Origin of the sequence: Methyloprofundus sp. (assembly GCF_965251085.1) — a bacterium.
Lineage (GTDB): Bacteria > Pseudomonadota > Gammaproteobacteria > Methylococcales > Methylomonadaceae > Methyloprofundus.
In genome coordinates, this window is record NZ_OZ252594.1 from 53,192 (window position 1) to 71,216 (window position 18,025).

Here is an 18,025-nt window from a genome sequence, read left to right on the forward strand (position 1 = left end):
GATCGTTAATGTCCAATAGTATATACGCTGGCGCGCTACGCAGGTGTACGTAAGTTAACTGTTTGTGTTAGGTCGAAGGTAAGTCAGCATCGAACTTAACAGTCAGGGTTTGTCCTGGCTTTAAAAATTTTCCTAGTTTATGAGTATTCCATTTACGTAAATCTGCCACGCTGACATTAAATTTTTCCGAGATAGCATACAAAGAATCACCGCTGCGTACCGTGTATTTAACGGCCTGATTCGCTGTGGATTTTTGAGTGAGTTGCTGAGTAGTCTTAACAGGCTGTTTGACAATTATGCTTTGTCCTAAGGCCAAGGTATGACTGAGTTCAATTTGGTTCCAGCGCGCAATATCTTTACTATGCAATCCGAGTTTCCGTGCAATACCCCATAAGCTATCACCCGCTTTTACCTTATAGATAGGTTTATCGTATCGGGTTGTTTTTATACTGGCTTCATCAGTGTATCCATATTCTCACCTACCCAGGAACTAATCGAGCCACGAGAGCCTGCATAAGATCAACCAGAGGTTTTCCAGTCACTATCGCACTTTGAACGGCTCGAATGGTAGATGAGCTGATACGCGCGATTCTTTTCAGAAATAATAATGGGTTAACAAAGCCGCCATTTTTCTTGGCTTTTTCCTGTCTTTTTTCAAGTGATTTGGTATATTTCTTATCCGAAGGATGAACCAACTTCGGATCTTGTATTTTTGAAATTTCTTCACAAACGCGCATCAAATTATAAGTCATAGTGGTGAGACGCATTTGATTATTGAGTGACTTAACCGAACAAGACCATGCCTTTTTCTCTTTCAGGTCACTTTTGCTGTTATTGTAGGCCTTTTCAATAGTCCAGCGTTTGTAGTATAGGATGGCAATAGTCCCTGGGTTTATTGATATCGGTAACGTCGATACAAAGCGGTGCAGTTTTTGTGTTTCGGGGTCACGGTAATGGACGACATTAAACTTCACCCCTTGGTTTTCATAAATGCTGTAATCTTCAATGCCCGTGTTGGTTGGGTTATTGACATCAAAGGCAATGGATTCAATCCATGTGGCCACTGAATTTTCTTTTAGAACGGATATCATGTGATTTTGGTGGGCTTTCTGCTTTGCCCACCAAGGAAAGTCTGTGACCGCCTTATCATACACATAAAGGGTCTTTTCTAGCGGGCGACACTGACTATTTTCGTGCTCAATATGATTGCGTAAAATAGGGAGTTCATGATGTCGTTTTGTCCCATTAGTGATACAGCAAACGGGTCTAAGCAATCCATTTCTGAGGTTCATGGCATAAATAAACCCGGCTGCGTAGACTTTTCCGTTATTTCCTTTGGGCGTATGGCAGGCATGATCAATAAAATGTCCGTCTGCGGCTTCTACCGTATATTCATCAAGTTCAGGAAATGATTTAAGGTAATCAATTCCTGAGCTGGCCAAATACTTACAGTGAGTTTTATAGCTTTGGCGTTCGATGGCTTCAAGCATGCTCGTGCGTCTTGAAGACTTCAATGCTTTAAAGTAGGTTGAGTGGGGCAGGAGTTCGCCGTGAAGCTCTTCGGTTGTTTGTATAAAGTGCCGACCACTATCAACTGCGCTGATACAGCGCATTAGCCCGAGACGAATGAAGTCGATATCATTCATTTCAGGGCATGACCTTTGCCAGACAGGGTGGCGTTCTGCTGCGAGTGCTTTTTCCATACTTTCATTGCAATGAGTCAGGAGCAAATCATTCAAGGAGAGGTTATTGATCATGCGGATTTCCATTTTAGGGTAAAAAATGTAAAATCTCGAAAATTTTATTTACAATTGCAAGTCTTTTTTTATTTATTTTTCATGTTTTTAAACCACCACATCTTCTATCACTAGCAGCCTATTTTGTAAAATACGAAGAAAAGCTTCTTGGTGAGCTTTAGAGCGCTGGTTTGTGGGATGATTCCTTGCTATCTTATGCCTTAAGGGGAACACTCATGACTGGCTTGAGTAAACGGTTTCTCAGGTGTTTGATTTGTTGCAACGGGGATTAGCAGGTGCTTACCTGCGCGAATATTGTTATTAGCCAAATGATTAACTTCACGTATTGCTACAATCTGGGTTTTATAACGTCGAGCAATCATGCCCAGGTTTTCGCCGGCTTTAATTTTATGGCGTTTCCATTGCACGCGCTGGTCTACCGGAAGTGCAGCTAGATTTTTTTTAAACAGCTCGGCACTGTCTATCGGAATCAATAAACGATGCGGGCCTTGTGGGGGAGTATAGCCACGGCTTAGTCCGGGGTTTAAATGCAATAACTGCTTAACAGTAGTGTTAGATAGTTGCGCCGCTTTTGCAAGTTCGAGTTGCGAGCCTATATTAATAGCTGCAAAGGCTGGTTTGTGCGGTTGTGATTTTAAGCTGATTCCATAATGTTCTGCATTCGCAAAGATTTTTGCCAGTGCGAGTAGGCGTGGAACATAGTTTCTGGTTTCTCTGGGTAGCTTTAAAGACCAGAAGTCGGTTGCCTTGTTGTTCGCTGCATTTCGTTTTATCGATCTACCCACGGTTCCCATGCCTGCGTTATAGGAAGCAAGCGCAAGTAGCCAGTCATTATCAAATATGCCGCCTAATTTTTTTAGATAACTGGTTGCCGCATCTGTAGAGGCATAAACATCGCGTCGGCCATCGTACCACCAGTTTTGATCCAGGCCATATAGCCTGCCCGTAGAGGGAATAAATTGCCATAAGCCAGCAGCCTTGGCGCGTGAGTATGCATGTGCTTTAAAGCCACTTTCAACGGCAGGTAGCAGCGCTAGCTCACCGGGCAGACCTTTTGCTTCTACTTGTTTGATTATATGGTATAGGTAGGGTTCTGCCCGTGTTTGGATGGTGGCAATGTATTCAGGGTGAGCCAGGTACCATTTTAATTGCTTTTCAATCAGGGCATCATCTACTGGCGGTATGGCAAACAGGGATATTAAATATTGCCAGCTGTCATTTGTTTGAGCAAAGTTCTTTTTCGCTCTTATTGTTGATTCGGGTAAGTCCAGTCCGGATTTTCGTGCCAGCTCACTAATAGATTCATTTTGCTCAAGGTTTTCTGCTTGCTTTGAATTTTTAAGACTACAGCCCTGGAGAGAAAGTAGTGCTATAAGTAGCAAAAGGGAACAACGTCTATTAATTTTTTGCATATCAAATGAGCGCTAGAATTTAATTTATGTTTTTTTTGCATTGTACTGTATTCCATGGGATTTTCATACTATTGAAACATTTTCAAAATTAAGTATTTAAGGACTTAAAGGCATGCTTTTAGACCTTACTTTATATCTCTAAACAGAATGCGCTGTTTTTTTGATTTTAGCATTGTATAAATTACCTTATAATAGACGACTTGTTTTTACGTCTCACTATTAGGATTGGATATGAAAAAAATTTCTTTACTCGCATTATTTTTGTTTTTATTTAGCGCAATTTCTTATGCTCATGGCCCTGTTAGAGGAAAAATGACTGCAACAGTCGAAATTGACGCGCCTGCTGCTGAAGTTTGGGACGTAATCAAAAATTTTGATGATATGTCATGGCACCCCGGCATTAAAAGTACTGATGCAACAGGGGGCAATGAAAAAGGGGCGACACGTGTTTTAACTTTCGTAGATGGGTATCAGGTTACGGAAGAAATGAAAAAGTATGATGAGAAAAAAATGTCATACAAATATAAAATGATAAAAATTGGTATCGTTAAAACTATTCAGCACTCTGGTAAAGATGAAGATGTTCCGATTATTCCTGTAGATAATTACCAGGCTGTTATTTCTGTGACGAAGAAAGGTAATAGCTCAGTAGTAAAATGGGTTGCTACTTATTACCGTGGTTATATGAATAATAATCCACCTGTTGAGTTGAATGAGGATGCAGCGGATAAAAAAGTTACTGAAGTGTTAGAAGCTGGTTTGACAAGTTTATTGCATAAATTTGAGCCAAATACCTTGCCGACAGCTATTACATTTACAATGAGAAGATAATTCTTTTCCGCCGGGTACAGCACCGTGTTAGAAAGATGCTAAGTCAGGTATATTTTTTAAATTAGAATTATTAAAAATATATCTGTTTATCAAACAAACACGGTGCTGCACTACAACCTATTCCCTTTTATTACCCGTGGTCAACGCACGAATGCCATTCAAATATATTGCCCAGCTTTTTTCTCTTATCTTATTGCTCGTTAATAGCACTAGTCTTTTAGCGCAGTCCTACGCCTTTATCACCAACCAGTTAGATAACAACGTAGCCGTTATTGATTTAAAAACTAATCAAGTGATTAAATCTATCCCTGTTAAGGGTAAGCCTGTGGGTGTGGCTGTTAATCATCAATTGCCCCAGGTTTATATTAGTACGCCAGAAGGAAATGGCTTTGTGGTAATTGATACCCATAGCCTACAACAGACAGCGCACGTAAAAGTGGGTGGCGCTTCAGTAGGTATCGCCGTCAGTTCTGATGGACAGCGCATTGTTGTTGCCGATTGGTATGAGAACAGCGTATCGATATTTGATAGCGCGCAACTAAAATTAGTAAAAAAACTCACCGTCGGACAGTCACCTTCTGGCGTAGTTATCAGCCCAGATAATCGATGGCTGTACGTCGCTAATCGTATGGATGACACTGTATCACAAATTGATTTAAAGACCTTAAAAATTAGAAATACCACTAAGGTTGGAGCACATCCCTTTGGTATCAGTCTGGATAAAAAAGGTGAGACCCTTTATAGCGCAAATGTAGAAAGTAATGATGTGTCAGTTTTGCGTACAAAAAATTTAAAACGAGTGACACGTATTAAAGTAGGGGGGCGACCTTATGCATTAGCATTAGCCCTCAATGAAAAATTATTATTTGTTACCAATCAGGATGACGATACTGTTTCGGTTATTGATACCGAGACGCAAAAAGAAATCAGACAAATTGAAGTAGGCGGGAAGCCTGAAGGAATTAGCACGCATACCGATGACCGTCATGTTTATGTAGCAAACTGGTTTGATGGTACTGTCTCAGTGATCGATGCACAAATATTAAGCATTGTCGATACCATAGAAACAGGCGATGGTAGTCGCGCATTTGGTGATTTTATTAGTCAGTAATAATCTCAAATGTAGGGCGCGGCTTTAGCACGCCGATATTCCAGCGATGCTAAATACTTTAAATCAGAACGCCATTTATTTAATGGTAAACTATTCGTAATTACTCAGCGTATTTATTTAATGGGGCGCTGGCTTTAGCCTGCATGGATAACAAGAAAAATGCAGGCTATAAAGCCTGCGCCCCAAATAATTGATAAATAGATAATTTATTTGTCTATTTTTACGGGCTAAGTAGTTACAACGATTCATCAATTCAACTAGGTGGAATAAGCTATGCTCAACAAAGTAACTTTAATAGGAAATTTAGGAGCTGATCCAGAGGTGCGTTATATGCCTGCTGGAGGGGCAGTCGCTAATATTACGATAGCAACAACTTTTCGCTGGAAAGATAAGCAGTCGGGTGAGCGTAAAGAAAAAACTGAATGGCACCGTGTTGTTTTCTTTAATCGCTTAGCAGAAATTGTTGGAGAATATTTAAGAAAAGGCAGTCAAGTCTATGTAGAAGGGCGCTTGCAAACACGCAAATGGCAAGACCAAAGTGGTCAGGACAGATATACAACAGAGATTGTTGCAACAGAAATGAATATGCTGGGTAGTCGTACAGGTGGTACCGCGCCTTTAGCTAATGCATCCACAGCAAGTGCACCAGCAGCGAATCCGAATCCACAGAGTAATTCAGCGCCTGCTCAGTCGCAACCCGCGCCCAATTCACCACCGCCAGCGGCCTATGAAGATTTTGATGATGATATTCCGTTCTAGGTCTTGCAAAAAAGGGTAGGGTGTGGCTTTAGCCCGCCTTTTCCCCAGGTCGCATGAACCGGCAGGCTAAATCCACGCCCTATGAAATGGACTTAGCGAGTGATGTAATCCTAAGAAACAATCTTATAACAAGGCACATAAGTCGTACCAGGAAGTTTCATGCGTTTCTGGCTGACAAAAGCTGCAAGTAAGGCATCAACGGGTTGCATTACTTCTTTATCCCCGCTTATTTCAAAATGTCCGTGCCGCTCAATGGCACGGATACCTTCATCCTTAACATTCCCAGCAACTATGCCAGAAAAAGCGCGGCGTAAATTTGCGGCCAACTGGTGTTTCTCCTGATTTTTATGTAGTTGCAGTTCGGCCATATTTTCATGGGTAGGAATAAAAGGTTGTTGAAATTCGGCAGCGATTTTCAAACTCCAGTTAAAATAATAAGCATCCGCTTTACTCTTACGGAATTCACGAACCTGACGAATTCCGAGTTTCATTTCCCGCGCGACTCTTGCCGGGTCATCGATGATAATTTTATATCGTTGTTGCGCTTCGAAACCTAATGTTTCGCCTATAAACGCATTAATTAGTTTAAAATATTCCGCTGATGACTCAGGCCCGGTAAAAATAACAGGGAAGGGCATTTCTGCATTTTCAGGATGTAGTAAAATTCCCAGTAAATAGAGTATTTCCTCTGCAGTGCCCGCACCACCCGGAAAGACAATGATTCCATGACCTATGCGGACAAACGCTTCCAGGCGCTTTTCAATATCCGGTAATATGACTAGGTCATTCACGATAGGGTTAGGTGATTCAGCAGCGATGATGCCAGGCTCTGTAATGCCGATATAGTGCCCGTGATCAATACGCTGTTTAGCATGGCCAATAGTGGCCCCTTTCATGGGACCTTTCATCGCGCCTGGTCCACAACCTGTACAGATATTCATGTCGCGTAAGCCAATTTCATAGCCTACTTGTTTGGTGTAAGTATATTCTTCTCGTGAGATTGAATGGCCGCCCCAGCATACAACGAGTTTGGGTTCGGTACTTTGATGAATGATGTTGGCGTTGCGTAAAATGTGGAACACTGAATTGCTAACGCCTTCAGAGCTTTGCAGGTCAAATTTCGGATTGTCATTAATCTCGTCGCTGACATAAACAATATCACGTAATACGGCAAATAAATGCTCACGTATACCTTTAATCATTTCGCCATCGACAAAAGCAATGGCAGGTGCATTTTTTAGGTCAAGTTTAATGCCACGTTCTTCCTGAATAACTTTAATTGAAAAATCGCTGTACCGTTCCAGTAATTCCTTACCATCATCAGATTCACTGCCAGAATTTAAAACGGCTAGCGCACAATTATGTAATATCTGGTATAAGCCGCCCTGACTTGTATCCAGCAATTTGTTGACTTCGGTACGTGATAATACGGCCAAATGTACTTCTGGTGAAATTCGTATATCTATAGTATGTGTTTGCATTTATTCTGAATAAGTCCTATTAAAATATTTAGTACATTACAGAGTCTAGAAAGGTAGGCATAAGGTGTTTTATCGAAGTATTACAACACTATCGAATACGTATTTCCATAGTTTCAAATGTTAAATGTATAGTTTTAATTTAATTAAAAATAGGGGGTATACGGTTAGCTCCTGTACCCACTATATATTGTGGTACCGTTGATCGTAATTTTGGTTATCATTGTTCATGTAACTCTATAATAATTAATGTGTTACAGGGAGCTTCATTGGCTTGTTTCAATCCCATATATTGTATCAAGAGGAGCTAACCTTATACGCCCTTTAAAAATTAAACCACGCCCTTAGGACGTGGAGTTGGTCGAAAGGCTCCGCCTGGAGAAATAAAGTCTACTCATGCATTCTAGTCATGTTGTCGCCACAACAAAAACCAGGAGAAAAAGCATGAGTAGATTTCGTAAATTATCACATGTGGTATGGCATTGCCAATATCATATTGTGTGGGTTCCAAAATATTGAAATGGTTTAATAAAACAGGACACTTCTAAAGACAGATTTATAATGTCGATTAGAGGTGAATATGAGTAAGCAAGCTAAACCAAAAAGACCTAAATATAATCTTGAATTTAAACAAGATGCAGTCAAATTAGTTATGGACAAAGGGTATACCCACCAACAAGCTGCAGACAGCTTAGGCCGTACCCTTAAGTTCGATTGGGCGCTAGGTTAGAGCAGAACGAGGACCAATAATCGAAACAAAATCAACACCGAGCTTATCTGGTCAGTTCGAATTAGTCGGGTTAGGTAAGGAAGTTGAGCAATTGCGTATGGAGCGCGAAATATTAAAAAAGGCAGCGGTCTTCTTTGCGAAAGAAGTCGAGTAAAGTATGTTTTTATTCGAGAGCAACAGAAGACCTACCCTTATTTTTTTAAAGTCATACCTAACTTGATAGCATCAGCGACTCGCTAATTTATAGCTTACAAACGAGCACGAAATAAAATCTACAACAAGTAATGGAAGCGGGATCTTTAGTCCCGCATAGAATATAGCGGGACTAAAGATCCCGCTTCCAGCTTGACTAATTTGTTTCCTGTACATTGCTTAAGGAAGTTATCGTATCGCAGGTAGAGGCTAATACCGATAAGGCTTTTTTATATGGCGTCCCCGGACGGACTCGAACCGCCAGCTATCCCTTAGGAGGGGACTGCATTATCCAGTTATGCAACGGGGACTGTGTGAGTATTATAACAATTAATCAGTGAACTACTCTGAAAAATAGCTTTGGTTACAGTAAATATTACGGTACGCTTTGGGTACCGCATTGTTTAGAGGCTGATCTTTTTGTATTTAATCCGGTGCGGGGTATCTGCATCTGTACCAAGGCGCTTATGACGATCGGCTTCGTAATCAGCATAGTTGCCTTCAAACCAGACTACATTACTATCACCTTCAAAAGCCAGCATATGTGTCGCAATTCTATCTAGGAACCAGCGATCATGTGAAATAACCACGGCACAGCCAGGAAAGGCTAACAGCGCTTCTTCCAGCGCGCGCAGGGTTTCAACATCCAGGTCGTTGGTTGGTTCATCCAGTAGTAGGACATTTCCGCCACTACGCAATAGCTTGGCTAAATGCACACGGTTACGTTCTCCGCCGGATAAATCACCAATACGTTTTTGTTGATCACCGCCTTTGAAATTAAACCGGCCACAATAGGAGCGCGAGGGTGTTTCGTAGGTGCCGACCGTTATTAAATCCAGCCCATCGGAAATTTCTTCCCAGACTGTTTTATTATCGTCCAGGTCATCTCGTGACTGATCAACATGTGAAAGTTGTACCGTTGAGCCTAGTTTAATTTCACCTGAATCTGCTTTTTCCATGTCGGACATCATACGGAACAAGGTTGTTTTACCTGCTCCGTTTGGGCCAATAATACCCACGATTCCACCGGGTGGTAATTTGAAGCTTAAGTCATTAATTAATAAACGCTCGCCAAAGCCTTTGTTAACATGCTCTGCATCAATCACTACATCACCTAGGCGAGGGCCAGGCGGGATAAAAAGCTCCTGAGTTTCATTACGTTTCTGCGCTTCCTGTGAGGAAAGTTCATCAAAACGTGCCAGACGAGATTTGCTCTTAGCATGACGACCTTTGGCATTGGAGCGTACCCATTCCAATTCCGCTTTCATGGCTTTTTGGCGTGAAGATTCCTGTTTATCTTCTTGTTCCAGACGGGCTTCTTTTTGTTCTAGCCAAGATGAATAATTGCCTTCCCATGGAATTCCCTGACCTCTATCAAGTTCTAAAATCCAGCCAGCAACATTATCCAGAAAGTATCGGTCATGGGTTACAGCAACTACAGTTCCTGGGTAGTCGAGTAAAAAGCGCTCTAACCAGGCGACTGATTCTGCATCCAGATGGTTGGTCGGTTCGTCTAATAGCAACATATCTGGTTTAGACAGCAATAAACGGCATAGCGCTACCCGGCGTTTCTCACCACCGGAAAGTTTCGTAACATCGGCATCCCAGGGAGGGAGGCGTAATGCATCGGCTGCGATTTCTAATTCCCGGTCTAATTCCCAGGCGTTAGCTGCTTCGATTTTTTCTTGTAATTCGGCCTGTTCGGCTAATAAGGCATCAAAATCAGCATCCGGATCGGCAAAGGCATCATTAATAGCATTATAGCGGTTAACAATTTTCTGCATTTCCCCCAGTCCTTCTTCGACATTGCCACGGACATCTTTGTCCGGGTTAAGCTGTGGTTCTTGCGAAAGGTAGCCGATGTTAATGCCTTTCATGGGAATTGCTTCGCCTTCAATCTCAGTATCTACCCCTGCCATAATGCGTAGTAAAGTAGATTTACCCGAGCCATTTAGGCCCAGTACGCCAATTTTTGCACCTGGAAAAAAGGATAGCGAAATATCTTTTAGGATATATTTTTTAGGCGGGACAATTTTGCCCACCCGGTTCATAGAGAAAATGTATTGTGCCATGGTGTTTAATCGATTATTGAATGTTAAGGAGCGAGAATTCAATAATACCCGAGTCTAACTTGTGTTTTGACTCCACAGTCGCGCTAGAAAAACAGTTGCGTAGCCTGCTATGCGCCTGTTTTCCTAACACGCCTGTGAAGCCAAAACCCTGCGTCATACTTTCGGATATTATTAAACTCTCGCTCCTTAAGCTTTAATATTGGGCATTATAGCTTGCTTAGGAACGTGCACGGAATAACTTAAGCAACTAACTTGTCTTTTTATCCGTCTTCAGCGTTGTAGAGACAGTTTCGTAGCTGGCTATGCGCCTGTTTCTACGCCCCCGTATCAAGCACGGGGCAGGCTTTGAATACGAATAAAAATACTGCGCTAGATGTTCAACTTATTTCGTGCGCGTTCCTTAGGGTAATTTTGCAGGTCGGGTAAAGACAAAACCTGTACTCTCAGCCGCTTTATGGCAGTTTGCGCAAGTCTCGACAAACGAGCTATCCTGTCCATGGGGTTTTAATTCCAGACCAGTCCAGCGAGCATATCCCCAGCCACCTGTTGCAGCATATTTTTTTGTGTCCCTAACCATGATTTCTGCATGCACAAAGTCTCCGGGTACAGTTGCTGCCTGCCAGGTCGCCAACGTGCTATTTTTCCAGACTAATTTGGCAAGAATGGCTCCTTTCGGCCATTGCAGCTTATTCGTGTTGGCGCGTGCTGCTTTTATAGCAATGGAATTCCCCAGGATGACCCGCTGGGTATTATTATCGTTACGTATTGATGTACCAATAACACGCCAGTTGGTTAAGCCTTGAGGATATTCTATACCGTTCGGCGCAGCTTGCACTGTTTCGGCATGACTGATAGAGGGTAGAAAAATTAAAAAATTAAGTATTATCAGTTGGACTAATTGTTTCATCTGCATTTTTCTTTAAGAAAGTAAGGGAGGGAATATACTTTTACCATAGCAACAAATAATTCGATAGTTTGAATTTGCTTATTTCAATTGCCTGGCACTAGCCAAAGTATTAATCATCGTGAAGGCCGCCCGGGGGAAATCCTGACCAAAAGAAAACACTCCGTCTTTGTGGCCTAGCATGGTAAACAATGACTGGTGTTTTAAACGACCCGAATGAAATAGTTGATTAATTGCATGGGCCATATCAGGCGTGCCGTAAGCAACACCTTGAGCAATGCAGGGTAATTTTAGATCTTTAGTGGCGTGCCATATATCAGGGTTATGTGCGTGGATAACGCATTGGATGCTTTTATCATGTTGGTAAACACTGGCATGGCTTAAGGCTTCTGAAGAAGGGTTACATGGGCCACTGGAATATAGTGTATTACTAGCTAAGTCAGTCGCTTCTACCAGGCAATAATTTTCTAGCGTTAATTTTGCAATACCGCTAGTCTGCGTACCACTAATAAGAAACTGTTCCCCCTCTGTACGCTGACTGATATTTCCATAACCGTAGCCCATATATCTATCTGCATGCTGGCCTATCAATTTTAATTGATAAAGTAGGGTTCGCCAGGTATTGATAGCGACAATATCCCATTTAGGGTTAGCGGCAGTGAATTCATGGTTTAAGTGATATTTAATAACGCCTTCGGTTTCTTGTTTAAGCATATGAGAGGGGGAATAGTAATTAACTCAGCTTTAAGTGCTAATTTATTGTAAAATTAGCTGTTTTCTTGTGATGCTCGATTCACATTATTTATAGCACAGTAAGAGATTTTATGCGTTGTCCATTCTGTACTGCTCAAGATACCCGGGTCATTGATTCCCGGTTAGCAAATGAAGGCGATCAAGTGCGTCGTCGGCGTGAATGCGTGGCCTGTAAAGAGCGGTTTACAACCTATGAAGTGACTGAATTTAATTTGCCAAGGATCGTAAAGCGTGATGGTTTACGTGAGCCATTTAATGAGCAAAAGTTACGTGCGGGAATTTTACGTGCGTTGGAAAAAAGGCCAGTCAGCAGTGATCAGATAGAGGCTGCGGTTACGCGCATTAAAAAAGCACTGATGGCTAGCGGTGATAGAGAAGTTGCAGCCATGCAGGTCGGTGAGCAGGTGATGACAGAATTAAGCGCTTTAGATCATGTGGCGTTTGTACGTTTTGCTTCCGTTTATCGTAGTTTTCAGGATGTTAGCGAATTTACCGACATGATCGCTGATTTACAAAGCAAACAAGATAATGCGTGAGCAAGCGACAGCACAAGATTGTGAGTATATGGCGCGAGCCTTGTTATTGGCTAAAAAAGGCAACTATACCACTAAGCCTAATCCGCGTGTTGGATGCGTCTTAGTTAAAAATAATACAATTATTGCCGAAGGCTGGCATAAGCGGGCAGGGCAGGGACATGCCGAGGTTGAAGCGTTAAAACAAACTAAAAATGCACAAGGCGCAACGGCTTATGTGACTCTAGAGCCCTGTAGCCATTATGGTAGAACAGCGCCATGCGCTGAGGCTTTGATTAAAGCAGGAGTGACGCGAGTTGTAATCGCCATGCAGGACCCCAACCCTTTAGTTGCAGGAAAGGGCCAGGCATTACTGGAGCAAGCGGGCATAAGCGTATGCTGTGGTGTTCTGGAAACGGAAGCTCAACAGTTAAATAAGGGTTTTATCACCCGTATGCTAAGTGGTAAACCTTATGTTACCAGCAAACTAGCGATGAGTTTAGATGGCCGTACAGCAATGGCCTCAGGAGAAAGTAAATGGATTACATCGCCTGAAGCAAGACAGGATGTACAAAAGCTGCGTGCGGCAAGCGGTGCAGTCTTAACGGGTATCGATACGGTTTTAGCTGATGACCCGAGTATGAACGTACGCATGGAGAATGTTGATGTAGAGCAACCTATTCGCGTTATCCTGGATTCATCACTCAGGACGCCGGTTACTGCAAAGCTATTAGCATTAGCCGGACGTACTATTATTTTGACCTGTGCCAATGAGCAACTGAAGATAGAAGCACTGGAACAGGTAGGTGCTGAAGTTTATCACTTAGAGGCCGATACTAAGGGTCGTCTAGATTTACAGGAAGTATTAATATTTTTGGCGCAGCAGCAGGTAAATGATGTCTTGATTGAGGCGGGCAGTGTTCTCAATGGCGCTATGCTACAACAGGGGTTGATAGATGAATGTATCGTGTATATGGCTCCGAGTATTTTAGGTGCTAGTGGTCGTGGTTTATTTGCAATGCCGGATGTGGTCGAGATGGCGGATAAAATTCAATTACAATTTGTTGATATGCGTAAAATCAGCATGGATATACGCTTACACTATAAAGTTACAATCAAATAATACATAAGCAGGTACCAACATAATATGTTTACAGGCATTATTTTAGCCATAGGTAAAATTACCGGCATTGAGCAAAAAGCGGGAGATGTGCGCTTAAGCGTAGATAGCGGCAAGCTGTCTCTGGCAGATGCGTGTCTGGGTGACAGCATTGCTGTTAATGGCATTTGTTTAACCGCCGTAGCCTTGACCGAACATAGCTTTGTCGCCGATGTTTCTAATGAAACGCTGGCAAGGACTAATTTAAAACAGGCGACTATTGGTACCCCGGTAAACCTAGAGCTGGCTTTAACACCGCAAACCCGTTTAGGCGGGCATATTGTTAGCGGGCATGTGGATGGCTTGGCGACAGTACTGGAAAAAAAGCCCGATGGTCGTTCAGTGCACTTCAAATTTAGAGTGCCTAATGAGCTTGCTAAATATATTGCTGAAAAAGGCTCAATTTGTATCAATGGTATTAGCTTAACGGTTAATACGATTGATGGTGCGGTATTCAGTGTCAATATTGTGCCGCATACCTTAAAGGAAACCAGCTTGGGATTTGCCGAAGTGAATGACAAGGTCAATATAGAAGTTGATCTACTGGCGCGCTATATGGAGCGTTTAATGAAAGGCGAGGCGGCAGAAAACTGTACGTCTGGTGTGACAGAAACTTTATTAAAAGAGAGCGGGTTTATTTAGTTAGATGAATACAACTGAGGAAATTATTGAAGATATTCGCCAGGGTAAAATGGTCATTATTATGGATGATGAAGACCGTGAAAATGAAGGCGATTTAGTGATGGCGGCAGCGCATGTGCGTCCTGAAGATATTAATTTTATGGCGCGTTTTGGGCGTGGATTGATTTGTCTGACTTTAACCGGAGAGCGCTGTCAGCAATTACGTTTACCACTGATGGTCAGGGATAATAATGCTGCATTTTCAACTAATTTCACTGTTTCCATAGAAGCATCGGTCGGTGTGACCACGGGTATTTCTGCGGCTGATAGGGCTAAAACCATTCATGCTGCTGTTGGCAAAGATGCAAAGCCTGAAGATATAGTTCAGCCTGGGCATATTTTTCCAATTCGTGCTCGCGATGGCGGAGTACTTAACCGTGCCGGACATACTGAAGCGGGTTGTGATCTGGCAAGATTGGCCGGCGCAGAGCCGGCGGGTGTTATTGTAGAAATTTTAAATGATGATGGCTCAATGGCCAGACGTCCAGATCTTGACGTGTTTGCTAAAAAACATGATTTAAAAATTGGTACGATATCTGACTTGATCCATTATCGTACTGAAAATGAAAGTACGCTGGAACGCATCAGTGAATGTGCGCTACCTACTGAATATGGTGATTTCCGACTGGTGGCTTTTCAGGATCGCAACGACAATAAAGTGCACCTCGCTGTGGTCATGGGCGATGTGAGTAATGATGAACCGGTTTTAGTACGCGTTCATGCGCGTAATTTAATGGATGATGTTTTTTCATCCACCCGTAGTGATTGTCAGATGCCGGTACGTGAAGCAATGAAACTTATTGCAGCAGAAGGGCGTGGGGTTTTAGTCATTATCCGTCAGGATGAAAACAATAAGGCGTTAGCCGAATTGGTACATCAGTACCAAATGCAAGATAATGGCGTGGTTATTCCGTCAGTCGTAGAGAAATCAGATACCTGGCGCACGACTGGAACCGGGTCGCAAATTCTTGCCGATCTGGGCGTGCATAAGATTAAAGTCCTAGGCCCCCATAAAACCTATTTTGGCTTATCAGGGTTTAATTTAGAATTGGTTGAAAGCGAACCCGAATAAAAATATGCGTTGGGCGGTCTTGCTTGCTTAACCAGTTATACAGTTTAAATGTTTAGAGAGGAAAATATGTCAGCAGTAAGAATAGTAGAAGGTAATTTTTCAGCGCAGAGCGGCAAATATTGTATTATTGCATCGCGTTTCAACAGCTTTATAGTTGAACAATTAGAAAATGGCGCAATAGATGCACTGGTTCGTCACGGGGTGGATAAAAAAGATATTACTTTGGTAAAAGCACCGGGTGCATTTGAATTACCGATGGTAGTTCAGCGCGTGGCAGCATCTAAAAAATATGATGCGATTATAGCGGTCGGAGCGGTTATTCGTGGAGCAACACCTCATTTTGAATATGTATCCAATGAATGTGTTAAAGGCATTGCCCAGGTTTCTATGCAATATGATATACCTGTGAGCTTTGGCGTATTAACCGTCGACAGCATAGAGCAAGCGATTGAGCGTGCCGGGACTAAAGCAGGGAATAATGGTGCTTCTGCTGCACTATCTGCAATAGAAATGGTGAGTTTATTTAATAATCTGGAAGCTTGATGAGTTCGGCAAAGACTAAAGCCAGACAGTGTGCTGTTCAAGCTTTATATCAATGGCAAATGACAGGACAAAACCTGAGCGTTATTGAAGGACAGTTTCAACAAGACCAGCGTTTGAAAAATGCGCAAAAAAGCTATTTTGCAGATATATTTCATGGCGTGCCCAAGCATTTAGATGCAATTGATGCTTCGATGGCTGAATTCGTAGATCGTGACGTTGAAAAGATTGATCCTGTAGAGCGTGCGATATTAAGAATTGGTGTTTATGAATTATTGCATAAGCCTGAGACTCCCTATCGAGTAGTGATTAATGAAGGGGTAGAGCTAGCCAAATCATTTGGTGCTGATGGCAGTCATCGGTATGTGAATGGGGTGCTGGATAAAGTTGCACAGGTACAGCGTAAACTGGAAATTGCTGCAAAACTTAAGAAAAATTAACGGTAGAGCGGGCTGAATTCCTCTACCTTTCATCTAATCTCTTATAATCTGATGATCTTAAAAAACAGGGTGATATGAAAAATAAGGTAAAGTTTGGTACCAGTGGAATACGCGGTTTAGTCAGTGATATGACAGATAAAGTCTGTTATGCCTATACGCTCGCTTTTTTAGATTATCTGCGATCCATAAATGCGATACACGCTGGACATACGGTTGGCATAGGTGGGGATTTACGCAGTAGCACTCCGAGAATAATGAATGCAGTTGCTGCTGCAGTGATCGATGCAGGCTATCAGCCAGTAAATTGTGGATTATTGCCCACTCCGGCTTTAACTTTATACGGTATTAGTCAGAGCATACCTACCATTATGGTCACCGGCAGTCATATTCCCGATGATCGCAATGGTATCAAATTTAATAAGCCTGAAGGCGAAGTACTAAAGCAGGATGAGCAGGGCATACTAGCACAGGATCCTATGCTTAATAATGCTTTGTTTAATGACCAAAGTTTATTTAAAGAAGATTATTTGCCAGCGTTTAATCCACTGGCAGAGCAACAATATATAACCAGGTATTTAGACTTTTTCCCGGAAAATGCCCTGGCAGGCTTGAGACTTGGTGTATACCAGCATTCTTCGGTTGCACGTGACTTATTACCTACCATTTTATCGGGCCTGGGGGCTGAAGTTTTACCTCTGGGACGTGCTGATCATTTTATTTCAGTCGATACCGAAGCAATACGCGAAGAGGATATACTATTAGCCAGACAATGGTCAGAGCAATATGCACTGGATTGTATTATTTCTACCGATGGCGATGCGGATCGGCCTTTAGTCAGTGATGAGCATGGTGAATGGTTGCGGGGTGATGTTGCAGGTATTTTAGTTGCCCAATTTCTGCAACTTGATGCTGTTGCCACACCCGTGAGTAGCAATAGTGCGGTAGAAAAAAGTGCTAGTTTTGCTCAAGTGCTACGTACCCGGATCGGCTCACCTTATGTGATTTCTGCCATGCAATCCATTAGCGATGCCAAGAAGATAGGCGGCTATGAAGCCAATGGTGGGTTTTTACTAAATACTTCTGTGTCTCTGGGTGCTAAGCAACTGGCGGCGTTACCCACCCGGGATGCTGTTATTGTGCCGCTGTGTATTTTACTGGCAGCACAAAAAGCAAAGCTTTCAATTGCCGCATTGCTCAAGACTTTGCCTGAACGTTATACTTTCAGTGATAGAATCAAGGACTTTGCTACTGAGCTGAGTCAATCCGTTTTAGCAAAGATTCAAACGGGGCAGTTAAGTGATGATGCGGCGGTATTTTCAAATTTATTTTCCGGGCAGTTAGAGCCGGCAGTTAGCTTTAATTTTACTGATGGTGTGAGAGTTACCCTGGCTAATGATGAAATTGTACATCTGCGTGGATCGGGTAATGCACCTGAATTACGCTGTTACACCGAAGCAGGCAGTTATGTCAGGGCGCAAGCGCTGAATGAATTATGTATACAGCAGATGCATCGCTGGAAAGTGACATATGCTTAAGGCATATCAGCAGATTTTGATATAAATGAAGGGTAGACAGTGAATAGAAGAAAACCAGTAAAAAAAGATTATTTCGCCCTTATTCCC

At 42.4% G+C, this 18,025-nt stretch carries 18 protein-coding genes and 1 tRNA gene; 11 read left to right on the forward strand and 8 right to left on the reverse strand.

Annotation, left to right across the window (positions count from 1 at the left end):
* Positions 1-67 precede the first annotated feature (67 nt).
* The 3 genes from ACQY3F_RS00250 to ACQY3F_RS00260 all read right to left on the reverse strand — a co-directional run bounded on the left by ACQY3F_RS00250 (position 68) and on the right by ACQY3F_RS00260 (position 3,139).
* Complete coding sequence (locus ACQY3F_RS00250) at positions 68-367, reverse strand: LysM peptidoglycan-binding domain-containing protein (RefSeq protein WP_428352939.1); 300 nt, start codon at positions 365-367, stop codon at positions 68-70.
* Positions 368-479: 112 nt separating this feature from the next.
* Positions 480-1,757 (reverse strand): hypothetical protein, encoded by a 1,278-nt coding sequence (locus ACQY3F_RS00255; protein ID WP_428352940.1) that lies wholly within the window; start codon positions 1,755-1,757, stop codon positions 480-482.
* Between the two features lie 200 nt (positions 1,758-1,957).
* Positions 1,958-3,139 carry a transglycosylase SLT domain-containing protein gene (locus ACQY3F_RS00260; RefSeq protein ID WP_428352941.1) on the reverse strand — a complete coding sequence of 394 codons (1,182 nt, stop codon included), beginning with the start codon at positions 3,137-3,139 and terminating at the stop codon, positions 1,958-1,960.
* Positions 3,140-3,400: 261 nt separating this feature from the next.
* Between ACQY3F_RS00260 and ACQY3F_RS00265 the strand changes: the two genes are divergently transcribed.
* From ACQY3F_RS00265 to ssb, 3 genes are all read left to right on the forward strand, one after another.
* Complete coding sequence (locus tag ACQY3F_RS00265) at positions 3,401-4,000, forward strand: SRPBCC family protein (protein WP_428352942.1); 600 nt, start codon at positions 3,401-3,403, stop codon at positions 3,998-4,000.
* A gap of 151 nt (positions 4,001-4,151) precedes the next feature.
* On the forward strand, positions 4,152-5,111 hold the full coding sequence (locus tag ACQY3F_RS00270; RefSeq protein WP_428352943.1) for a beta-propeller fold lactonase family protein: 960 nt from the start codon (positions 4,152-4,154) through the stop codon (positions 5,109-5,111).
* 273 nt (positions 5,112-5,384) lie between these two features.
* Positions 5,385-5,870, forward strand: a complete 486-nt coding sequence (gene ssb, locus ACQY3F_RS00275; RefSeq protein WP_428352944.1) for a single-stranded DNA-binding protein — start codon at positions 5,385-5,387, stop codon at positions 5,868-5,870.
* Positions 5,871-5,980: 110 nt separating this feature from the next.
* On the opposite strand, the gene ppnN is transcribed toward ssb, so the two are convergent.
* Positions 5,981-7,351 carry a nucleotide 5'-monophosphate nucleosidase PpnN gene (gene ppnN / locus ACQY3F_RS00280; RefSeq protein ID WP_428352945.1) on the reverse strand — a complete coding sequence of 457 codons (1,371 nt, stop codon included), beginning with the start codon at positions 7,349-7,351 and terminating at the stop codon, positions 5,981-5,983.
* 577 nt (positions 7,352-7,928) lie between these two features.
* Between ppnN and ACQY3F_RS00285 the strand changes: the two genes are divergently transcribed.
* Entirely contained in the window at positions 7,929-8,078 is a 150-nt protein-coding gene (locus tag ACQY3F_RS00285; protein ID WP_428352946.1) for a hypothetical protein, read from the forward strand.
* Between the two features lie 427 nt (positions 8,079-8,505).
* Here the strand turns inward: ACQY3F_RS00285 and ACQY3F_RS00290 are convergent.
* The 4 genes from ACQY3F_RS00290 to ACQY3F_RS00305 form a co-directional block, all read right to left on the reverse strand.
* Positions 8,506-8,581, reverse strand: a tRNA-Arg gene (locus ACQY3F_RS00290).
* 93 nt (positions 8,582-8,674) lie between these two features.
* Positions 8,675-10,342 carry an energy-dependent translational throttle protein EttA gene (ettA, locus tag ACQY3F_RS00295; protein ID WP_428352947.1) on the reverse strand — a complete coding sequence of 556 codons (1,668 nt, stop codon included), beginning with the start codon at positions 10,340-10,342 and terminating at the stop codon, positions 8,675-8,677.
* Positions 10,343-10,742: 400 nt separating this feature from the next.
* The gene (locus ACQY3F_RS00300) at positions 10,743-11,249 is read right to left on the reverse strand and encodes a cytochrome P460 family protein (RefSeq protein ID WP_428352948.1); all 507 of its coding nucleotides are present in this window, start codon (positions 11,247-11,249) and stop codon (positions 10,743-10,745) included.
* Positions 11,250-11,327: 78 nt separating this feature from the next.
* Complete coding sequence (locus ACQY3F_RS00305; RefSeq protein WP_428352949.1) at positions 11,328-11,960, reverse strand: class II aldolase/adducin family protein; 633 nt, start codon at positions 11,958-11,960, stop codon at positions 11,328-11,330.
* Positions 11,961-12,070: 110 nt separating this feature from the next.
* On the opposite strand from ACQY3F_RS00305, the gene nrdR reads away from it, so the two are divergent.
* The 7 genes from nrdR (at position 12,071) to ACQY3F_RS00340 (ending at position 17,938) form a co-directional block, all read left to right on the forward strand.
* The gene (gene nrdR / locus ACQY3F_RS00310) at positions 12,071-12,535 is read left to right on the forward strand and encodes a transcriptional regulator NrdR (RefSeq protein ID WP_428352950.1); all 465 of its coding nucleotides are present in this window, start codon (positions 12,071-12,073) and stop codon (positions 12,533-12,535) included.
* Positions 12,528-13,634, forward strand: coding sequence for a bifunctional diaminohydroxyphosphoribosylaminopyrimidine deaminase/5-amino-6-(5-phosphoribosylamino)uracil reductase RibD (gene ribD, locus ACQY3F_RS00315; RefSeq protein WP_428352951.1), 1,107 nt, complete (start codon positions 12,528-12,530; stop codon positions 13,632-13,634). Before nrdR ends, ribD begins: the two co-directional genes overlap by 8 nt.
* A 24-nt stretch (positions 13,635-13,658) precedes the next feature.
* The gene (locus tag ACQY3F_RS00320) at positions 13,659-14,312 is read left to right on the forward strand and encodes a riboflavin synthase (protein ID WP_428352952.1); all 654 of its coding nucleotides are present in this window, start codon (positions 13,659-13,661) and stop codon (positions 14,310-14,312) included.
* A 4-nt stretch (positions 14,313-14,316) separates the two neighbouring features.
* The gene (gene ribBA, locus ACQY3F_RS00325; protein WP_428352953.1) at positions 14,317-15,423 is read left to right on the forward strand and encodes a bifunctional 3,4-dihydroxy-2-butanone-4-phosphate synthase/GTP cyclohydrolase II; all 1,107 of its coding nucleotides are present in this window, start codon (positions 14,317-14,319) and stop codon (positions 15,421-15,423) included.
* Positions 15,424-15,489: 66 nt separating this feature from the next.
* The gene (ribH, locus tag ACQY3F_RS00330) at positions 15,490-15,966 is read left to right on the forward strand and encodes a 6,7-dimethyl-8-ribityllumazine synthase (protein WP_428352954.1); all 477 of its coding nucleotides are present in this window, start codon (positions 15,490-15,492) and stop codon (positions 15,964-15,966) included.
* Positions 15,966-16,403 carry a transcription antitermination factor NusB gene (nusB, locus tag ACQY3F_RS00335; protein WP_428357573.1) on the forward strand — a complete coding sequence of 146 codons (438 nt, stop codon included), beginning with the start codon at positions 15,966-15,968 and terminating at the stop codon, positions 16,401-16,403. Before ribH ends, nusB begins: the two co-directional genes overlap by 1 nt.
* A gap of 74 nt (positions 16,404-16,477) precedes the next feature.
* Positions 16,478-17,938, forward strand: coding sequence for a phosphomannomutase (locus ACQY3F_RS00340; protein WP_428352955.1), 1,461 nt, complete (start codon positions 16,478-16,480; stop codon positions 17,936-17,938).
* Positions 17,939-18,025 lie beyond the last annotated feature (87 nt).

Bases quoted from the DNA above. Each gene is read 5' to 3' on its own strand.
- ACQY3F_RS00255 (WP_428352940.1), bottom strand. From the start codon at position 1,757: ATGATCAATAACCTCTCCTTGAATGATTTGCTCCTGACTCATTGCAAT.
- ACQY3F_RS00265 (WP_428352942.1), top strand. From the start codon at position 3,401: ATGAAAAAAATTTCTTTACTCGCATTATTTTTGTTTTTATTTAGCGCA.
- ACQY3F_RS00270 (WP_428352943.1), top strand. From the start codon at position 4,152: ATGCCATTCAAATATATTGCCCAGCTTTTTTCTCTTATCTTATTGCTC.
- ssb (WP_428352944.1), top strand. From the start codon at position 5,385: ATGCTCAACAAAGTAACTTTAATAGGAAATTTAGGAGCTGATCCAGAG.
- ppnN (WP_428352945.1), bottom strand. From the start codon at position 7,351: ATGCAAACACATACTATAGATATACGAATTTCACCAGAAGTACATTTG.
- ACQY3F_RS00285 (WP_428352946.1), top strand. From the start codon at position 7,929: ATGAGTAAGCAAGCTAAACCAAAAAGACCTAAATATAATCTTGAATTT.
- ettA (WP_428352947.1), bottom strand. From the start codon at position 10,342: ATGGCACAATACATTTTCTCTATGAACCGGGTGGGCAAAATTGTCCCG.
- ACQY3F_RS00300 (WP_428352948.1), bottom strand. From the start codon at position 11,249: ATGAAACAATTAGTCCAACTGATAATACTTAATTTTTTAATTTTTCTA.
- ACQY3F_RS00305 (WP_428352949.1), bottom strand. From the start codon at position 11,960: ATGCTTAAACAAGAAACCGAAGGCGTTATTAAATATCACTTAAACCAT.
- nrdR (WP_428352950.1), top strand. From the start codon at position 12,071: ATGCGTTGTCCATTCTGTACTGCTCAAGATACCCGGGTCATTGATTCC.
- ribD (WP_428352951.1), top strand. From the start codon at position 12,528: ATGCGTGAGCAAGCGACAGCACAAGATTGTGAGTATATGGCGCGAGCC.
- ACQY3F_RS00320 (WP_428352952.1), top strand. From the start codon at position 13,659: ATGTTTACAGGCATTATTTTAGCCATAGGTAAAATTACCGGCATTGAG.
- ribBA (WP_428352953.1), top strand. From the start codon at position 14,317: ATGAATACAACTGAGGAAATTATTGAAGATATTCGCCAGGGTAAAATG.
- ribH (WP_428352954.1), top strand. From the start codon at position 15,490: ATGTCAGCAGTAAGAATAGTAGAAGGTAATTTTTCAGCGCAGAGCGGC.
- nusB (WP_428357573.1), top strand. From the start codon at position 15,966: ATGAGTTCGGCAAAGACTAAAGCCAGACAGTGTGCTGTTCAAGCTTTA.
- ACQY3F_RS00340 (WP_428352955.1), top strand. From the start codon at position 16,478: ATGAAAAATAAGGTAAAGTTTGGTACCAGTGGAATACGCGGTTTAGTC.